16 protein-coding genes are annotated in these 17,116 nt (G+C 67.4%); 8 read left to right on the top strand and 8 right to left on the bottom strand.

Translation table 11 applies throughout. From position 1 onward, the window contains the following. Positions 1–10 precede the first annotated feature (10 nt). Entirely contained in the window at positions 11–967 is a 957-nt protein-coding gene (locus AC5P8R_RS08225) for an HlyD family secretion protein (protein WP_014646574.1), read from the bottom strand. Positions 968–1,490: 523 nt separating this feature from the next. Here AC5P8R_RS08225 and AC5P8R_RS08220 point away from each other — a divergent pair. The 7 genes from AC5P8R_RS08220 (at position 1,491) to AC5P8R_RS08190 (ending at position 7,487) form a co-directional block, all read left to right on the top strand. Next, positions 1,491–2,477, top strand: coding sequence for a PhoH family protein (locus AC5P8R_RS08220; RefSeq protein ID WP_032960924.1), 987 nt, complete (start codon positions 1,491–1,493; stop codon positions 2,475–2,477). Further along, positions 2,474–2,959: an rRNA maturation RNase YbeY gene (gene ybeY, locus AC5P8R_RS08215; protein WP_014036587.1), complete on the top strand. Its 486-nt coding sequence runs from the start codon at positions 2,474–2,476 to the stop codon at positions 2,957–2,959. Before AC5P8R_RS08220 ends, ybeY begins: the two co-directional genes overlap by 4 nt. Before the next feature lie 77 nt (positions 2,960–3,036). Next, positions 3,037–3,612: a hypothetical protein gene (locus tag AC5P8R_RS08210; protein ID WP_014646572.1), complete on the top strand. Its 576-nt coding sequence runs from the start codon at positions 3,037–3,039 to the stop codon at positions 3,610–3,612. 77 nt (positions 3,613–3,689) lie between these two features. Further along, positions 3,690–4,256, top strand: coding sequence for a hypothetical protein (locus AC5P8R_RS08205; protein WP_014646571.1), 567 nt, complete (start codon positions 3,690–3,692; stop codon positions 4,254–4,256). 64 nt (positions 4,257–4,320) lie between these two features. Beyond that, positions 4,321–5,202 (top strand): CorC family transporter, encoded by an 882-nt coding sequence (locus tag AC5P8R_RS08200; protein WP_014036584.1) that lies wholly within the window; start codon positions 4,321–4,323, stop codon positions 5,200–5,202. Next, entirely contained in the window at positions 5,199–6,458 is a 1,260-nt protein-coding gene (locus AC5P8R_RS08195; RefSeq protein WP_014646570.1) for a lipoprotein N-acyltransferase Lnb domain-containing protein, read from the top strand. The genes AC5P8R_RS08200 and AC5P8R_RS08195 overlap by 4 nt, the downstream gene beginning before the upstream one ends. A gap of 6 nt (positions 6,459–6,464) precedes the next feature. Further along, on the top strand, positions 6,465–7,487 hold the full coding sequence (locus AC5P8R_RS08190) for a magnesium and cobalt transport protein CorA (RefSeq protein WP_014646569.1): 1,023 nt from the start codon (positions 6,465–6,467) through the stop codon (positions 7,485–7,487). Between the two features lie 166 nt (positions 7,488–7,653). Here AC5P8R_RS08190 and AC5P8R_RS08185 read toward each other — a convergent pair whose 3' ends face one another. The 7 genes from AC5P8R_RS08185 to AC5P8R_RS08155 all read right to left on the bottom strand — a co-directional run bounded on the left by AC5P8R_RS08185 (position 7,654) and on the right by AC5P8R_RS08155 (position 15,552). Continuing rightward, complete coding sequence (locus tag AC5P8R_RS08185; protein WP_495223245.1) at positions 7,654–9,018, bottom strand: NAD-dependent succinate-semialdehyde dehydrogenase; 1,365 nt, start codon at positions 9,016–9,018, stop codon at positions 7,654–7,656. A gap of 83 nt (positions 9,019–9,101) precedes the next feature. Further along, positions 9,102–9,944 carry an ABC transporter permease subunit gene (locus AC5P8R_RS08180; RefSeq protein ID WP_005415928.1) on the bottom strand — a complete coding sequence of 281 codons (843 nt, stop codon included), beginning with the start codon at positions 9,942–9,944 and terminating at the stop codon, positions 9,102–9,104. Then, positions 9,941–10,873, bottom strand: a complete 933-nt coding sequence (locus AC5P8R_RS08175; protein ID WP_014646567.1) for an ABC transporter permease subunit — start codon at positions 10,871–10,873, stop codon at positions 9,941–9,943. Before AC5P8R_RS08175 ends, AC5P8R_RS08180 begins: the two co-directional genes overlap by 4 nt. Further along, on the bottom strand, positions 10,870–12,006 hold the full coding sequence (locus tag AC5P8R_RS08170) for an ABC transporter ATP-binding protein (protein WP_495223244.1): 1,137 nt from the start codon (positions 12,004–12,006) through the stop codon (positions 10,870–10,872). The genes AC5P8R_RS08175 and AC5P8R_RS08170 overlap by 4 nt, the downstream gene beginning before the upstream one ends. 189 nt (positions 12,007–12,195) lie before the next feature. Further along, positions 12,196–13,305 (bottom strand): polyamine ABC transporter substrate-binding protein, encoded by a 1,110-nt coding sequence (locus AC5P8R_RS08165; RefSeq protein ID WP_481443702.1) that lies wholly within the window; start codon positions 13,303–13,305, stop codon positions 12,196–12,198. 91 nt (positions 13,306–13,396) lie between these two features. Further along, positions 13,397–14,794, bottom strand: a complete 1,398-nt coding sequence (locus AC5P8R_RS08160; protein ID WP_032960938.1) for a glutamine synthetase family protein — start codon at positions 14,792–14,794, stop codon at positions 13,397–13,399. After that, a complete protein-coding gene (locus tag AC5P8R_RS08155) occupies positions 14,791–15,552 on the bottom strand; it encodes a gamma-glutamyl-gamma-aminobutyrate hydrolase family protein (protein ID WP_014646563.1) in 762 nt (253 codons plus the stop codon). The genes AC5P8R_RS08160 and AC5P8R_RS08155 overlap by 4 nt, the downstream gene beginning before the upstream one ends. Positions 15,553–15,713: 161 nt before the next feature. Here AC5P8R_RS08155 and AC5P8R_RS08150 point away from each other — a divergent pair, with 161 nt between their 5' ends. Then, positions 15,714–16,991, top strand: a complete 1,278-nt coding sequence (locus AC5P8R_RS08150; RefSeq protein WP_495223243.1) for an NAD(P)/FAD-dependent oxidoreductase — start codon at positions 15,714–15,716, stop codon at positions 16,989–16,991. The last annotated feature ends 125 nt before the right edge of the window (positions 16,992–17,116 follow it).

Raw genomic sequence — 17,116 nt, 5'->3', positions numbered from 1 at the left:
TCGCCGGTGTTCAGAAGCGCACCTGCACCGGCAGTCCGGCCGGAAGCTTCTGCATGTCGGTGGCCGTGTCCACTTCGATCTCGGCCAGATAGCTCAGGCGCTCGACGTCATCACCGGTCAGTGCGTAGTACGGGGTGAACGAGGGCTCGCTGCGGATTGAGCGCACGTGCCCCTTCAGCACGGTGCTGCCGTCTTCCAGCTGCACCTGCGCAGCCTGCCCGACCTTGACCTGCAGGCGCAGCGGCTGCGGCAGGTAGACGCGTGCATAGGGGCGCTCGCCGACCAGCATCACCGCCAGTGGCGCCCCGATCGGCGCCTGGTCACCCTGCCGGTAAGGCAGGGCATCGACAACACCATCGCGCGGCGCGCGCAGCTGCAGCTTCTGCAGGTTGACGCCCTGCACCACCTGCTGCGCCTGCGCGGCATCGGCGGCCGCCTGGCCCTGGGCGATGTCCTGCGCGCGGCTGCCGTGCACCAGTTCCAGCCAGGCCTGCTCGGCGGCCCGCACGCTGGCCTCGGCACTGCCGGCAGCCGCCCGTGCACGGTCCAGCTCGGCGGCGGCGATCAGGCGCTGGCGTGCCAGCGGTTGCACCCGACGGTAGTAGGCCGTGGCTTCAGCAGACTGCGCGCGCAACGCGGCCAGCTGCGCCTGGGCCTGCGCGATCTGTTCCTGGCGCGGGCCGATCTTCAGTTCTTCCAACTGGGCCTGCGCGCGCACCGTGTCGGCCTGCGCCGCGGCGAACTGCGCGTCGCCGCGGGCGGGGTCGAGCTGCATCAGCACTGCTCCGGCCTTGACCTGCTGCCCCTCGCGTACCTCCACCGTGGCGATCACTTCGGCCGCCGGCGCCGGCACCGTGATCCGGTCCCACTCCAGCGTGCCGAGCGCTGCAGGCGGCGCCTGCCCACACCCGGCCAGCAGGCCGATACCCACCAATCCGATTCCACGCATCCCATTGCCGATGCCCATGCCATCCCCTCCTGCGACGGCGCCACGGTGCCATCCGCCCCGTGCACCCTCAATGATTCCGATCAGCCCTGACGGTTTTTTCACCACGCGTTGGCGAGCCTTTGGCTGCAAGGCTCCTCGCCACCTATCCACAGGTTGATTCGGCATCATTCCACAACCGGTGTGGAAAACCGGCAACACGGGATCCTGTTGCTCGCCTGGCAGCGGAACCTGCGCTGCGATCACGAAGAACGCCGGCGCGCCCGGGAAGTTCTCGGCACGCGCTGCGACGTGCCCTCCCTCCCGGTCCGCCCGTCCTGCGGGTGCCGGCACGCCCGGGTCCGTGACGATTTTTTCACCACCCCCTCATGACGCTTGTGGCACAAGCACTGTAGAGGTCTATCCACAGGTTTCCGCAGCCCCCGTCCACACCGGGTGTGGAAAAGCATGTATCGACCCCGTGCTGGCCGCGCGCCCGCTGCGCGCGCTACCCTTGTCCTCCCTGAATACACTGCGGTGGAAGGCTTCCGCCCCACCCAAGGCAATGAAAAGCATCGAACATCGAGACTTCACCCTGTCGCCGGAAGACACCGAGCGGCTGGCCAACCTGTGCGGCCCCTTCGATGGGCACCTGCGCCAGATCGAGCTGAAGCTCGGCGTGGAGATCGCCAACCGCGGTTTCGTGTTCCGCATCAGCGGGCCCAACGAAGCCATCGTCGAGGCGCAGAAGCTGGTTGAAGCGCTGTACGCCGAAGCCGGCGAAACCACCTTCGACAACCACGCCATCCACCTGCGCCTGGCGCAGGCCAACGTCGAGCAGATCGCCGAACGCTCCTACGAAGCGCAGGAGGTGGCGATCAAGGTCAAGCGCGGCACGGTGCGCGGTCGCGGTGCCAACCAGGGCCGCTACCTGCACCAGATCGCCACGCATGACATCAACTTCGGCATCGGCCCGGCCGGCACCGGCAAGACCTTCCTTGCCGTGGCCAGCGCGGTCGAAGCGCTGAACGAATCACGGGTGCAGCGCCTGATCCTGGTGCGCCCGGCGGTGGAGGCCGGCGAGAAGCTGGGCTTCCTGCCCGGTGACCTGAGCCAGAAGGTCGACCCCTACCTGCGACCGCTGTACGACGCCCTCTACGAGATGATGGGCGTGGAGAAGGTGGTCAAGCTGCTGGAAAAGAACGTCATCGAAATCGCGCCGCTGGCCTACATGCGTGGCCGCACGCTCAACGATGCCTTCGTGATCCTGGACGAAGCACAGAACACCACCATCGAGCAGATGAAGATGTTCCTGACCCGCCTCGGCTACGGTTCCACCGCCGTGGTCACCGGCGACCTGACCCAGACCGATCTCCCCAAGCACGTGAAGTCCGGCCTGCGCGATGCCATCGACGTGCTGCGCGAGGTCGAGGGCGTCAGCTTCACCTTCTTCGAGTCGCGCGACGTGGTCCGCCACCCGCTGGTGGCGCGCATCGTCAGCGCCTACGATCGCCGTGACCTGCATCAGATCCAACCTGGAGCAACTCCATGACCCGTGGTCCCGTGCGACTGGACGTCGCCGTCAGTTATGCCCTGCCGCGCACCGGTCTGCCGGCGGCGGTCAGCTTCCGCAAGTGGGTGGCTGCTGCGCTGAAAGGCCGCATCCGCGAAGCCGACCTGGCCATCCGCGTGGTCGATGCCAAGGAAGGGCAGTCACTGAACCGCCATTATCGCGGCAAGGATTACGCGACCAACGTGCTCAGCTTCCCGGCCGAAGTGCCCGAAGGGCTGCCCAAGGGCGTGAAGTTTCCGCTGCTGGGCGACCTGGTGATCTGCGCACCGGTGGTGGCCCGCGAGGCCGATGAACAGGGCAAGGCGCTCAACGCCCACTACGCACACCTGACCGTGCACGGCGTGCTGCACCTGCTCGGCTGGGACCACGAGGACGACAAGGAAGCCGACGCCATGGAACAGCTGGAGCGCGAGATCCTGGCCGAGCTCGGCATCGCCGACCCCTACGCCGGCGAGCGCTGAGGCCCACGCACACCGGGATCTTCACGGAGGACGCGCCCATCGCGCTGCTGCCCGCACTCATCGCCGCTCTTCTGCAGGTGACCACTGCCCCGGGCATCGACCCCGGCCGGGAACGACCGTCGCCGTTCCCGGCCAGCGACAGCGCCGCCGACATTGCCGCCAAGGTCGCCGAGGTGCAGGCGTTCTTTGACGTCAGCCAACAGACGGCGCGTCAGGCGGTCGCCGAGGCGCAGCAGCACGCATTGATGGAACGTTTGAAAGCGCGCCACGCGGCACGCCTCGCCGGAATCTGGGTGGACAACGCGGCAGGTTGGAACGTCGTCGTTCGACTGACTGGCCCAGCACCCGCGGCCGATGAGACACATCCAGGGGCGGATGGCCCGCAACGCGTGCGCTACATCACCGGCGCCGCGATGACCGAAGCGGAGATGCAGCGCCGCCTGCACGCACAGCGGGACTGGCTGCTGGCCCAGCTGCCCGACCTGTTCGGCTATAGCCTGGATGTCACGACCGGGGAACTGGAGGTTGAGCTGCGGGATACCCCAGCCAACCGCGCGACGGCGGCGGCCGTGCGCGACCACTTGCAAGTGCAACTGGGCTACCCGGTCAGGCTGCGCTGGTACCCAGCGACCACGCGCAGGCATCCGCCTTGATTGCCTTGGGGCGCTCGCGATGGCTGGCCGGGACCGGTACGATCACCGGCCTGCCTTCCGTTGCGGATCCCGTGCCCGTGCTGCGTATTGCCCTGCCCCTGCTGCTCGCCGTGTCCGCCCCGGCCGCTGCCCTGGACCTGCCGGCCCTGATTGAATGCCGCCAGGGCGTGGCCGAGCAGGCCGCGTTGGCGCCCCTGCTGGCTGATCCGCTGAAAGCCGTCGCCCACGGCCTGCAGCCGCTGCCGCAGGGCAACCAGTTCATGAGCGAGTACCGGCTGGCCCAGCCGATCAGCGTGTTCGGCGCCCGCACCGAACGGGTCGCCGTGGCCGGGTCCAGCGTCATGGCGATCCTCGACCAGGCCGATCCGCGGCCGCTGGCCAGGCAGCTGGGGCTGGAGACCGGCTACGACCAGGACGGCAAGTTCATGGCCGGCCGCGAGCTGGTCAGCCGCGACGTGACCGATCCGAAGACCGGCGAGGCCCGGATCGAGTCGATCATCCTCAGCGTCTCCACCGTGGCCTCCCATCCCGGCAAAACCCTGGCCGGCTGCACCTACAGCCTGGACCTGCCCGAGGAAGAAGCCCCCGCCCGGCCTGAACTGGCCCCGCCGCCGATCACCGGACCGGGCAGCGACGGTCACTGACAGGCCGCCACATCCTGCTAGACTTGGGCCAACGCCCGGCTTGCCGGGTGCCCTTTTTCCAGAGATGTCAGAAGACGACAGTAGTAGCTCCGCACAGGAGCCCAGTGAAAAGAAGCGCGGCTGGCTTGAACGCCTGACCTCCGCCTTCTCCGGCGAACCCCATACCCGCGACGAGCTGGTCGCTGTCCTGCACACCGCGCAGGAAGAGGGCCTGATCGCCGCCGATACCCTGAAGATGATGGAAGGCGCCATTTCGGTGGCCGAGTTGACCGTGGGCGACGTGATGATCTCGCGCTCGCAGATGGTTTCGCTGCCGGTCGAAGCGCCCTTCCTGGAACTGATGAAGCAGGTGGTCGAATCCGGCCATTCGCGCTTCCCGGTGCACGGCGAGAACAAGGACGACATCCTTGGCATCCTGCTGGCCAAGGACCTGCTGCGCGGCGTGGTCGCCGACAACGGCCCGGCCAACGTGCGCGAGCTGCTGCGCCCGGCAGTGCTGATCCCGGAGGCGAAGAAGCTCAACGTGCTGCTGAAGGAATTCCGCCTGTCACGCAACCACATGGCCATCGTGGTCGACGAGTACGGCGGTGTCGCCGGCCTGGTCACCATCGAGGACGTGCTGGAACAGATCGTCGGCGAGATCGACGACGAGCATGACGAGGCCGAGGATCCGTCGGCGCAGATCGCCATCCAGTCCGACGGCCAGTACGTGGTCGACGCGCTGACCCCGATCGGCGACTTCAACGAACGCTTCGGCGCTACCTTCTCCGACGAGGACTACGACACCATCGGTGGCCTGGTCACCGAGGCCGTGGGCCACCTGCCGGAAGTCGGTGACGAGCTGGCGCTGGACCGCTTCATGTTCCGCGTGGCCCGCGCCGATGCGCGCCGGGTCCAGGCCTTCCACGTGACCGTGCTGCCGCCGGACGCGCAGGACGACGCTTGAAGCGCGGCGCCCTCCTGGCACTGCGCCTGAGGCTGTGGCTGGCACTGTGCGTGCTGGCCACGGCCCTGCCGCTGGCCGCCTTCGCGCAGCCGGCGGCACCCGAACCTGCTGCACCCGCCACCAGCGCCGAGGCTCCCGCCCCGCGCATCGGGGTGGTGACCATGCAGCCGGGCACGGTGTTCTTCGAGCGCTTCGGCCACGACGCCATCGTCGTGATCGATCCGCTCAGCGGCGAAGCGACCTCGTACAACTTCGGCTACTTCGATCCGTCCGAGGACGATTTCATCAGCCGCTTCGTGCGCGGCGACATGATGTATTACTTGGTGGCGCTGCCGCTGCAGCAGGACCTGTCGTACTACGACGAGACCGGCCGCGGCGCCAGCGTGCAGTGGCTGGACCTGCGCCCCGACCAGGCACGCGCCCTGGCCGCTGACCTGGCCGAGCGCGCCAAGCCGGAAAACGCGCGCTACCACTACGACTACTACACCGCCAATTGCGCCACGATGGTGCGCGACACGGTGGACAAGGCGCTGGATGGCGGCCTGCAGTCGCAGCTGTCGGGGCGTTCGCGCGGCAACACCTATCGCAGCGAGTCGGTGCGCCTGGCCTCGCCGGCACCGTGGATGTGGCTGGGCTTCGATGTCGGCCTCGGGCCGTTCGCCGACCAGCCGCTGTCGCGCTGGCAGGAAGCCTTCGTGCCGATGCGCCTGGCCGACGCGCTGCGCCAGGCGCGCAACAGCGACGGCCGGCCGCTGGTGCAGTCCGAACAGGAACTGCTGCCGCACCGCATCGACCCGGAGCCGAAGGAGTTCGCGCGCCGCTGGTGGCCGTGGCTGCTGTGTGGCCTGGTGATCGCCGCCGGCATACTGGCGCTGCGCAGCCGGCCGCGCCTGCTTGCCGGGCTGGCCCTGCCGTTCTGGCTGCTGTGTGCCATCGCCGGCAGCCTGCTGGTGTTCCTGTGGGGCTTCAGCACCCACTACGCCGCCTGGGCCAACCGCAACCTGCTGCTGCTTTCGCCACTGGCCGTGCTGTTGCTGCCAGGCGCGATCGCGCTGCTGCGCCGGCGCGCGCCGGGCCGCATGTTCAGGGTCGTGCTGTGGCTGCTGGCGGTGCAGGCCGTGGCGGCGCTGGTGCTGCACTGGCTGAGCCTGCAGGCGCAGTACAACGTGCAGTGGATCGTGCTTCTGCTGCCCGTCCACGTCGCGCTGGCATGGGTACTGGGGCGCCGTCCTCACTTGTCCGAAACACGGCACTGACGCACGATGGCGGGCATGTCATTGCCCGCCTCCGCTTCCGCCCCTGCCTCGGCCAACCCCGCCTGCGTCATCAACTGCGTCCACTACGATGACGACGGCAAACGCCACGACATCAGCCTGGATGCCATCAGCGATGTCATTGCCAGTGGCAACGGCTTCGTCTGGGTCGGCCTGTACGACCCCAACGACGATGTGCTGCTGAAACTGCAGGAAGAGTTCTGCCTGCACGACCTGGCCATCGAGGACGCGCGCAATGCGCACCAGCGGCCCAAGGTCGAGACCTACGGCAATTCGCTGTTCGTGGTGGTGACCACCGCGCAGATGGTGGACGAACGCATCCAGTACGGCGAAACCCACGCCTTCCTCGGCCCGCGTTTCCTGGTGACGGTGCGCCACGGCGCCTCGCTGTCCTACGCCCCGGTGCGTGCACGGGTCGAGCGTGAACCGCAGCTGCTGAAGATGGGCCCGTCGTACTGCCTGTACGCGGTGACCGACTTCGTGGTCGACAACTACCTGCCGATCGTGCACCGCTTCCGCGACACCCTGGACCTGCTGGAAAAGGACATCTTTGCCGACAGCTACAAGCGCAGCACGGTGGTACGGCTTTACGAGCTCAAGCGCGAACTGAACAAGATGCGGATGGCGGTGGCACCGCTGCAGGATGTGCTGGCGCAGCTGCGCCGCTACCAGGGTGACCTGATTCCCGATGAAGTGAAGCTCTACGTGCGCGACGTGCATGACCACGCGGTACGCATCAGCGATGTGATCGACACCCTGCGCGAGATGCTGGGCACCGCACTGAGCGTGAACCTGTCGCTGGTGACGCTGGCGCAGGGCGAGACGGTCAAGCGCCTGGGTGCATGGGCCGCACTGCTGGCAGCGCCGACGCTGATCACCAGCTGGTACGGCATGAACTTCAGCCACATGCCCGAGCTGAGCCAGCCGTGGTCGTATCCGCTGATGATTGTCGGCGTGGGCGGTGTGTGCGTGGGCCTGTACCGGTTGTTCAAGCGCGCGAAGTGGTTGTAGCGCGTATCGACCAACGGTCGATACCCACCATGCACGGGGGTGTCGATACCCAGCAATCCGGTAGGCCGCGACCGTTGGTCGTGGCACATGCCCCGCTTCTGGTAGTGCCGGCCGCTGGCCGGCAACCAGGGCAATGCCGCCCAGTGGCCGGCACTACCCTTCGGCATCAAGCCACGTAGACGGTCTTGATGTTCATGAACTCGTGGATGCCGTGGTCGGCCAGCTCCCGGCCGAAGCCGGACTGCTTGCTGCCACCGAACGGCAGCCGAGCGTCGCTCTTGACGATGGCGTTGACGAACGCGGCGCCGCATTCCATGCGCTGCGCGAAGGCTTCGCCGCGCACCGGGTCGCGCGTCCACACGCTGCCGCCCAGGCCGAAGCGGGTGTCGTTGGCCACGCGCAGCGCCTCGGCCTCATCCTTGACCCGGATCACCGCAGCCACCGGCCCGAACAGCTCCTCGTCGTAGGCAGGCATGCCTGGGCCGACCTGATCGAGCACGGTCGCCGGATAGCCCGCATGGGTGCCGGCAATGGGCTCGCCGCCGACCAGAACGCGCGCGCCCTTGGCGACGCTGGCCTGCACCTGCTTGTGCAGTTCGTCGCGCAGATCGGCACGGGCCATCGGCGCCAGCGTGGTGCCACGCTCACTGGGATCGCCATACTGGCGCTGGCCCGCGGCTTCAACGAAGCGTCGGGTGAAGTCATCGGCCACCGCATCGACCACGATGAAGCGCTTGGCCGCAATGCAGGTCTGCCCGCTGTTGTCGAAACGCGACTTCACCGCCGCCGCCACGGCCTTGTCGAGGTCGGCATCGTCGAGTACCACGAAGGCATCGCTGCCACCCAGCTCCATCACCGACTTCTTCAGCTGGCTGCCTGCAGTGGACGCGATCGAGCGCCCTGCCCGTTCGCTGCCGGTCAGCGTCACCGCCTTCACCCGTGCGTCGCGCAGCACCTCGGCAGCCTGGTCGTTGTCGATGTGCAGCACGTCGAACACGCCCTCAGGCAGGCCTCCGTCACGACACACCGTCAGGATCAGGTCGGCGCACTGCGGCACGTTGCTGGCGTGCTTGAGCAGGACCACGTTGCCAGCCATGAACGCCGGGGCCAGGAAACGGAACACCTGCCAGACCGGGAAATTCCATGGCATCACCGCGAACACGCAGCCGATCGGCTCGTAACGCACGTAGCTGCGCTGGGCTTCGGTATCGATCAGCTGCGGCTTGAGATAGTCGGCCGCGTGGTCGGCGTAGTACTCGCAGGCGGCAGCGCACTTGTCGACCTCGGCCAGCGCCTCGGCCTTGAGCTTGCCCATCTCATGGGTCATCGCCTGCTGCAGGTCGTCGCGACGCGTGCGCAGCTGCGCGGCGATCTGGCGAAGGACGGCGCCGCGATCCTGCAGCGAGCGATCGGCCCAGCCGGGGAAGGCATCGGCGGCGGCCTGCAGGCGCTGCTCGATGTCAGCAGCGCCCATCAGTTCATGGCGGTAGGTCACCTGGCCGGTGGCCGGGTCGATGATCTCGACGGTCATGGGGGATCTCCATCTGGAAGACCCCCATTGTGCGCCGCTGTCCGTGAGCCGGGTGTTGCCGGCGCTGTCGACAGGCCGTGTACTCAGCCGTTGTCCTGCCGCGCCAGCTGCAGGTCGCGCTGGCGCCGCTTCTCGGCGCGGGCGTTGATGTACCAGCCGATCACCGCAGCGATCGACACCGCCGACACCAGCAATGTGGCCAACGCGTTGATCTTCGGACTGATGCCCATGCGCACCGAAGCGAACACCTTCATCGGCAGCGTGGTCGAGCCCGGCGTGGCCACGAAGCTGGCCACCACCACGTCATCCAGCGACAGGGTGAAGGCCAGCAGCCAACCCGCCACCAGCGCCGGCGCGATGATGGGCAGGGTGATGCGGGTGAACACGGTCAACCGGCTGGCGCCCAGGTCCATCGCCGCTTCTTCCAGCGACAGGTCCATTTCCTGCAGGCGCGAGGACACCACCACGGTGACGAAGCAGAGGGTGAAGGTCACGTGCGCGATCCAGATGGTGGCCAGGCCACGCGCCGGGAAGCCGGGAATCGCGCCCATCGATGCCAGCAGCGCCATCAGCGAGAAGCCCAGGATCACGTCCGGCATCACCAGCGGCGCGGTCACCAGCGCGCCGAACAGTGGCTTGCCACGGAATCGCTTGAAGCGGGTCATCACCATCGCCGCCAGCGTACCCAGCACGGTGGCGGTACAGGCGGTCCAGAACGCCACCACCAGGCTGGTCCACATCGCGTCCATCAGCGCGCGGTCGGCGAACAGGTCGCTGTAGGCGCGGGTGGAGAACCCGGCCCAGACCATCGCCAGCCGCGAGCTGTTGAACGAGTAGAACATCAACAACAGGATCGGCAGGTACAGGAAGGCGAAGCCGAGCAGCAGCACGCCCAGCCCCAGGCCCTTGGCGGTACGCGGGCTCATGCCTGCTTCCCTTCCAGCAGGCGCTGCTGGGAACGGTTGAACAGCAGGATCGGCACCAGCAGCAACAGGATCATCGCCACCGCCATCGCCGAAGCGCCCGGCCAGTTGCGGTTGTTGAAGAACTCGTTCCACAGCTGGCGGCCGACCATCAGCGTCTCCGAACCACCGAGCATTTCCGGGATCACGAATTCACCCACGGCCGGGATCATCACCAGCATGCAGCCGGCAATGATGCCGGCCTTCGACAGCGGCAACGTGATGCGCAGGAACGCCTGCCACGGCTTGGCGCCGAGGTCGTAGGCCGCTTCCAGCAGGCGGTGGTCATGCTTGACCAGGTTGGCGTACAGCGGCAGCACCATGAACGGCAGGTAGCAGTAGACGATGCCGATATAGGCGGCGGTCGGCGTATCGATCAGCTGCAGTTTCGGCAGCCCCATCGACGTCATCAGCGTCTGCAGGCCGGTGAACTGCAGGAACTGGTCGAGCAGGCCATTGCGGTCCAGGATTGCCTTCCACGCATACACGCGGATCAGGAACGAGGTCCACGACGGCAGCACCACCAGCATCATCGCCACGTTGCGTGCGGCCGGCGACAGGCGCGCGATGGCATAGGCCATCGGATAGCCGATCAGCAGGGTGAAGAAGGTGGAGATCGCCGCGATCTTGATCGAGCTCAGGAACGCCTGCGCATAGATCGAATCGCGGAACAGCGCCAGGTAGTTCTCCAGGTTCAGCTTCAGCGAGAAGCCGCCGTCGGCGTACTGCAGCAGCCAGGTATACGGCGGCGAGCCGACCCGGCTGAGCGAGAAGCTGATCATCAGCACGATCAGGAACGGCACTGCGAAGAACAGCAGCAGCCACAGGTACGGAATGCCGATCACCGTGGCACGCAGCCCCGGCAGCCAGCGCTTCAGGCCGGCGACGCTCATGAGGTCAGCACCACGCCGTCGTTGTCGCGCCAGTGCACCCATACGCTGTCACCCCAGGTCAGGCCGTCGCTGGCCCAGCGCTGCGAGTTGGCGAAGTTGGCCAGCACCTTGGCGCCGCTGGGCAGCCGCACGTGGTAGACCGAATGGCTGCCGAAATAGGCGATGTCCTCGATCACGCCCTGCGCTTTGTTGGTGTGCCCTTCCGGCTCGTCCTTGCCGATCATCACCTTTTCCGGGCGCAGCGCGAATGCGACCGGCTGCCCTTCGTAACAGGTGATGCCATGGGCGATGTAGATCGGTGCCGGGAACAGCGGCGAGCGCACGGTCACGTACTCGGGCAGGTCCTCGTCGATCACCCCGTCAAACAGGTTGACCGAACCGATGAACTCGGCGACGAAGCGGTTGGCCGGCTGCTCGTAGACCTCGTCCGGCTTGCCGATCTGCTGGATCCAGCCGGCATCCATCACCGCGATGCGGGTAGCCATGGTCATCGCTTCTTCCTGGTCGTGGGTGACCATCACGCAGGTCACGCCCGACGACTCGATGATGCTGACCAGTTCCAGCTGCATCTGCGAGCGCAGCTTCTTGTCCAGTGCGCCCATCGGCTCGTCCAGCAACAGCAACTTCGGCCCCTTGGCCAGCGACCGCGCCAGCGCCACGCGCTGCTGCTGGCCACCCGACAGCTGGTGCGGCTTGCGCTTGCCCAGGTGGCCCATCTGCACCAGGTCGAGCATCTCGCCGACGCGCTTGCTGATCGCGTCCTTGCCCAGGCCATCCTGCTTCAGGCCGAAGGCAATGTTCTGTTCGACCGTCATGTGCGGGAACAGGGCATAGGACTGGAACATCATGTTGACCGGCCGCTGGTACGGCGGCAGCGCGTCCAGGCGCTGGCCATCGACGGTGATGCTGCCCTTGGTGGGCGTCTCGAAGCCGCCCAGGCAGCGCAGCAGGGTCGATTTGCCGCTGCCGGAGCCTCCGAGCAGGGCAAAGATCTCGCCCTTGCGCACGTCCAGATTGACGTCGTCGACGGCGACGAAACCGTCGAATTCCTTGCGCAAATCACGAATGGAGAGATAGCCGGGCGCACCGGTCGTGTCGACGACGGCGGCTACCGGCTGGGCTTCAACGGGCATGGGGGCTCCGGGAGCGGGCGGTGGACAGCGGCCGCCATTCTAACGGCCGGGGGCTGCAGGGGATATGACGGCAACGGGTGGCACCCACCGGGCCGGGGGGATCTGCAGATCTGGTGGGGGCCGACCGTTGGTCGGCCCCGCCGGAAAAGCATGCCGACCAACGGTCGGCACCCACCTGCCAGCCAGCCCTTAGCGCCCGGTCTTCACCTCGGTCCACAGCCGGGTGTAGAGCTTGTCGGTCTCCGGCGTGTTGATCGAGTAGGTGAACATCTTCTCGGCCACGTCGGCCGGCGGGTAGATGGTCGGGTCGGTACGGATCGCCTCGTCCACCAGCGGGGTCGCGGTCGGCACCGGGTTGGCGTAGTGGATGAAGTTGGTGTTGGCCGCGGCAACCTTCGGCTGCAGCAGGTAGTTGATGAAGGCGTACGCGGCTTCCGGATGCTTGGCGTCCTTCGGGATCGCCAGCATGTCGAACCACTGCGGTGCGCCTTCCTTCGGGATCGAATAGGCCACGTGCACGCCATTGCTGGCTTCCTCGGCGCGGTCGCGGGCCTGGATGATGTCACCCGACCAGCCGACCACCAGGCAGGTACCGCCGTTGGCCAGCGAACCCACGTACTGCGAGGAGTGGAAGTTCTGCACGTACGGGCGGATCGACTTCAGCAGGTCGGCGGCCTTCTGCAGCTCGGCCGGGTCGCCGCTGTGCGGGTCCAGGCCCAGGTAATGCAGTGCGATCGGGATCATGTCCGCCGGCGTGTCCAGGATGGTCACGCCGCAGTCCTTCATCCTGCTGATGTTCTCCGGCTTGAACACCAGGTCCCAGCTGTTGGCGATGTCGGCGCTGCCGCCGAAGCGCTGCTTCAGCATGTCCACGTTGTAGCCGATGCCGGTGGTGCCGATCATGTACGGCACGCCGTACTGGTTGCCCGGGTCCTGGGTGGCGATGCGCTTCATCACCGCCGGATCGAGGTTGGCCAGGTTCGGGATCTTGCTCTTGTCCAGCGGCAGGAACACACCGGCCTGGATCTGGCGACCGAAGAAGTTCAGGGTCGGCACCACCACGTCATAGCCGCTGTTGCCGGCCAGCAGTTTGGTCTCGACCATCTCGTCACTGTCGAACACATCGTAGGTCACCTTGATCCCGCTCTCCTTCTCGAAGGTCGGAATGGTGTCCTCGGCGATGTAATCGCTGTAGTTGTAGACGTTCAGGACCTGGCTGTCCTGCGCGCCGCCATTGCCACCGCCACAGGCGGCGAGCATGGCGGAGGCCAGGCCGAGCGTGAGGATACGCAGCTTCATCGGGTGCTCCAGAATGCGGGAAGGGGGGCCGGCGGGGCCGGCGACGGGTGCCAGCCTACCCCCCGGCGGCGGATTTTTCTATTCCGGATGCTCAGACGTTCAGCAGCAGGAACTCGCGCTCCCACGAGCTGATGACGCGGAAAAAGGTCTCGTATTCCTTGCGCTTGACCGAGATGTAGGCCCGGCAGAAGCGCTCGCCCAGCAGGGCCTGCAGCTCGCTGCACCGCTCCAGCCCGTCCAGCGCCTCGCCCAGCGAGCGCGGCAGGTTGTAGCCCAGTTCCTTGGCGCTGCCGGTCACCGGCGCATCCGGTGCCAGCCGCTCGCGGATGCCCAACAGGCCGCAGGCCAGGGTCGCGGCCATCGCCAGGTAGGGATTGGCATCGGACCCGGCGAAACGGCTTTCCACGCGCATGTTCTCCGGCGTATCCAGCGGCACGCGCAAGCCGCAGGTGCGGTTGTCGAAACCCCAGTGGACGTTGCTCGGCGAGACTTCGCCGAACACCAGCCGGCGGTAGGAGTTCACGTTCGGCGCGAAGAACGCCATCGCCTGCGGTGCGTACTTCTGCAGGCCGCCCAGGTAGTGGCCGAACACCGGGCTGAACTCGCCCTCGGCATCGGTCTCGCCAGCGAACACGTTGCTGCCATCGCTCACCCGCACCAGGCTCTGGTGGATGTGCATGGCACTGCCCGGCTCGTTTTCCATCGGCTTGGCCAGGAACGTGGCATACACCCCGTGGCGCATCGCCGCTTCGCGCATGGTGCGCTTGAACAGGAACACCTGGTCGGCCAGGTCCATCGCATCGGCATGGGTGAAGTTGACCTCCAGCTGCGCCGCGCCGGACTCGTGGATCAGCGTGTCCACGTCCAGCTTCATCGCATCGGCGTAGTCGTACATCAGGTCGAGGATCGGGTCGAACTCGTTGACCGCATCGATCGAGTACGACTGCCGCGCGGTCTCCGGGCGCCCGGAGCGGCCGGCCGGTGGCAGCAGCGGGAAGTCCGGGTCGGTGTTCTTCTGCACCAGGAAGAACTCCAGTTCCGGCGCCACCACCGGGCGCAGGCCCAGCTCGGCGTAGGCTGCCAGCACGCGGCGCAGCACGTTGCGCGGCGCCAGTTCGTGCGGCTCACCGCTCTTGGTGTAGCAATCGTGGATGACCTGCGCGGTGGCGTCGGCCGCCCACGGCACCATGCGCACCGTGTCCGGATCGGGGCGCAGCATCATGTCCGAGTCGGACGGCGAGGTCAGCTCGTAATAATCGTCAGGGAACTCGCCGGTGACGGTGGTGGCGAAGATGCCCTCAGGCAGGCGCGTGCCGTAGTCGTGCGAGAACTTGTCGGCGGGAATGATCTTGCCGCGCGCGTTGCCGGTGATGTCCGGCACCAGGCATTCCACCTCGGTGATGCGCCGCTCCTTCAGCCAGCGCAGCAGCGTGCTTTCCTGCGGTGCGGGGGGCGTGGCCGTCTTGCGCGGGCGCGTTCGGGAACTCATCGGGAATCCAGTCGGTTCTGTTGGTGCTGCCGGCAAGCCTGGCCGAACGCACGGAAAATAGCGTGATAGAACGGCGCCTGCATGACACGCCACTCCGGGTGCCACTGTACGCCGAGCACGAAACGATGGTGCAGGCTGCGTGCCGCTTCGACCAGCCCATCGTCGGCCACGGCCTCGACCTGCAGCCCCTGCGCCAGGCGGGCGACACCCTGCCCGTGTACCGAATTGACCTGCGCGCGGCCACTGCCGTGCCACTGCGCCAGCCAGCCATCGGCGGCCAGCGTGACCGCGTGCGCCGGCCCATACTGCACCTCCACCGGCGCCTGCGGTTCTTCGCGATGGTCGGCCAGGCCAGGCACCGCGTGAACCTGCGGATGCAGGCTGCCGCCCAGCGCGACGTTCAACTCCTGGAAGCCGCGGCAGATCGCCAGCACCGGCAGGTCCAGCGCCAGTGCCTCGTGCAGCAACGCGAAGGCATTGGCATCGCGGGCCGGGTCATGTGGATTGCCTGGCCAGCTGCGGCCACCTTCGTAGTGCTGCGGTTCGATATTGCTGACCGCACCGGTCAACAGAAGGCCATCGAGCCCCTGCAGCCAGTCGCCGGCCGGCAGCGGTGGCTGCAGGCTCGGCAACACTACCGGAGTCACCTCGGCCGCCTCGGCCAGCGCGCGCACGTACTTCTCGCCGGCCACCGCGAAACGGTGATGGCCGAGCACGGTGCTGTCGGTGGGCAGGCCCACCCAGGGCAGGCGGCGCATGGGAAAACTCCTTGGCGTGCCAACACGTTACCCGTCGCCCGGCGAAGGCGGCAAGTCGGTGCCGTCACACCACAGCCGTCACGCATCGGCGAAACTACCGGGGTGAACGCCGATCGACCTGCCCCGCTCCGCCCTCCCGCCCTGCACCCGCGAGGCCTGCAGTGAGCGCCGCGTTCCCGCCCAGCTGGTACGCCGCCAGCCTGCCCGAACCGCCCGCACTGCCCCCGCTGCAGGGTAATGTGCAGGCCGACGTTGCGGTGCTGGGCGCCGGCTATACCGGCCTGACCGCAGCCCTGGAACTGGCGGCACGTGGCCGGCGCGTGGTAGTGCTGGAAGCGCAGCGGATCGGCTGGGGCGCGTCCGGCCGCAACGGCGGGCAGGCGCTGGTCGGCTATGGCTGCGAGGTGGACGAACTGGAGCGTCAGCTCGGTCGTGATGATGCGCGCCACCTGTTCGACTGGTCGCGCGACGCGGTGCAGGCGATGCGCGCCCGCATCAATCGCCACGGCATTGACTGCCATTGGGTGGAAGGCCACGCCAGCGTCGCCATCCGCGAACGCCATGAGCGCGAGCTGCGGGCCAACTGCGAGCACCTGCAACGCCATTACGACTACCCCATGCAGTGGTGGGACCGTGACGCCCTGCGCGCGCAGCTGGACAGCCCGCGCTATCGTGCCGCGATGTTCGATCCGCTCAGCGCGCACCTGCACCCGCTGGCCTATGCGCGCGGTCTGGCCGATGCGGCGCGCGCGGCCGGCGTGGTGATCCACGAGCATTCGGCGGTAACCCGCGTGCAGCGCGGACCGCAGCCCACCCTGCACACCGCGCAGGGCAGCGTACGCGCCGCGCATCTGGTGGTGGCCGGAAATGCCTGGCTGCAGGGCCTGCTGCCCGAGCTGGAACGGCGGATCATGCCGGTCGGCACCTATATCGGCGCCAGCGCGCCGCTGGGGGCCGAGCGCGCCCGCGCCCTGATCGGCAACGACATGGCCGTGGCCGACACCGCCTGGGCATTGGACTATTTCCGCCTCAGCCATGACCATCGGCTGCTGTTCGGGGGGCGCGCCAGCTACTCGGCGCTGCCCCCACCCGGCCTGCGCGGGGTGATGCAGCGGCGCATGCACCAGGTGTTCCCACAGCTGGCCGACGTGGCCCTGGACCAGGTCTGGGGCGGCTATGTGGACATCACCCGCAACCGCGCCCCGCATTGGGGCCGGCTTGACGGCAACCTGTACTTCGCGCAGGGCTTCTCCGGCCATGGGGTGGCCGCCGCCGGGCTGGCCGGCGAGGTCATCGCGGCCGCCATCGAGGGCCAGAGCGAGCGCCTGGACGTATTCCAGCGCCTGCGGCATGCGCCCTTCCCCGGCGGCCGGCTGCTGCGCACGCCGCTGCTGGTGGCGGCGATGTCCTGGTACAAGCTGCGGGATGCGTTGTGGTGAAGATTCTGCATCTCCACCTGTATTGAACGTTCTGACAAACGTACCGCAGCGCTGATCGTGCTGCACACGTCACAGATTTTCACGCGACATCTGTGATGGATGGCTGGACAATTTCCTAAATGCGC

This window comes from Stenotrophomonas sp. YJH_SMC_73 (assembly GCF_059370155.1).
This window is presented reverse-complemented; position numbering and strand designations above follow the sequence as displayed.

Excerpts from the sequence above, each read along its gene's own strand:
- AC5P8R_RS08180 (WP_005415928.1), bottom strand. The coding sequence starts at position 9,944 with ATGAGCCCGCGTACCGCCAAGGGCCTGGGGCTGGGCGTGCTGCTGCTC.
- AC5P8R_RS08225 (WP_014646574.1), bottom strand. The coding sequence starts at position 967 with ATGGGCATCGGCAATGGGATGCGTGGAATCGGATTGGTGGGTATCGGC.
- AC5P8R_RS08220 (WP_032960924.1), top strand. The coding sequence starts at position 1,491 with ATGAAAAGCATCGAACATCGAGACTTCACCCTGTCGCCGGAAGACACC.
- AC5P8R_RS08165 (WP_481443702.1), bottom strand. The coding sequence starts at position 13,305 with ATGAAGCTGCGTATCCTCACGCTCGGCCTGGCCTCCGCCATGCTCGCC.
- AC5P8R_RS08185 (WP_495223245.1), bottom strand. The coding sequence starts at position 9,018 with ATGACCGTCGAGATCATCGACCCGGCCACCGGCCAGGTGACCTACCGC.
- AC5P8R_RS08200 (WP_014036584.1), top strand. The coding sequence starts at position 4,321 with ATGTCAGAAGACGACAGTAGTAGCTCCGCACAGGAGCCCAGTGAAAAG.
- AC5P8R_RS08170 (WP_495223244.1), bottom strand. The coding sequence starts at position 12,006 with ATGCCCGTTGAAGCCCAGCCGGTAGCCGCCGTCGTCGACACGACCGGT.
- AC5P8R_RS08190 (WP_014646569.1), top strand. The coding sequence starts at position 6,465 with ATGGCGGGCATGTCATTGCCCGCCTCCGCTTCCGCCCCTGCCTCGGCC.
- AC5P8R_RS08160 (WP_032960938.1), bottom strand. The coding sequence starts at position 14,794 with ATGAGTTCCCGAACGCGCCCGCGCAAGACGGCCACGCCCCCCGCACCG.
- AC5P8R_RS08175 (WP_014646567.1), bottom strand. The coding sequence starts at position 10,873 with ATGAGCGTCGCCGGCCTGAAGCGCTGGCTGCCGGGGCTGCGTGCCACG.
- AC5P8R_RS08155 (WP_014646563.1), bottom strand. The coding sequence starts at position 15,552 with ATGCGCCGCCTGCCCTGGGTGGGCCTGCCCACCGACAGCACCGTGCTC.
- ybeY (WP_014036587.1), top strand. The coding sequence starts at position 2,474 with ATGACCCGTGGTCCCGTGCGACTGGACGTCGCCGTCAGTTATGCCCTG.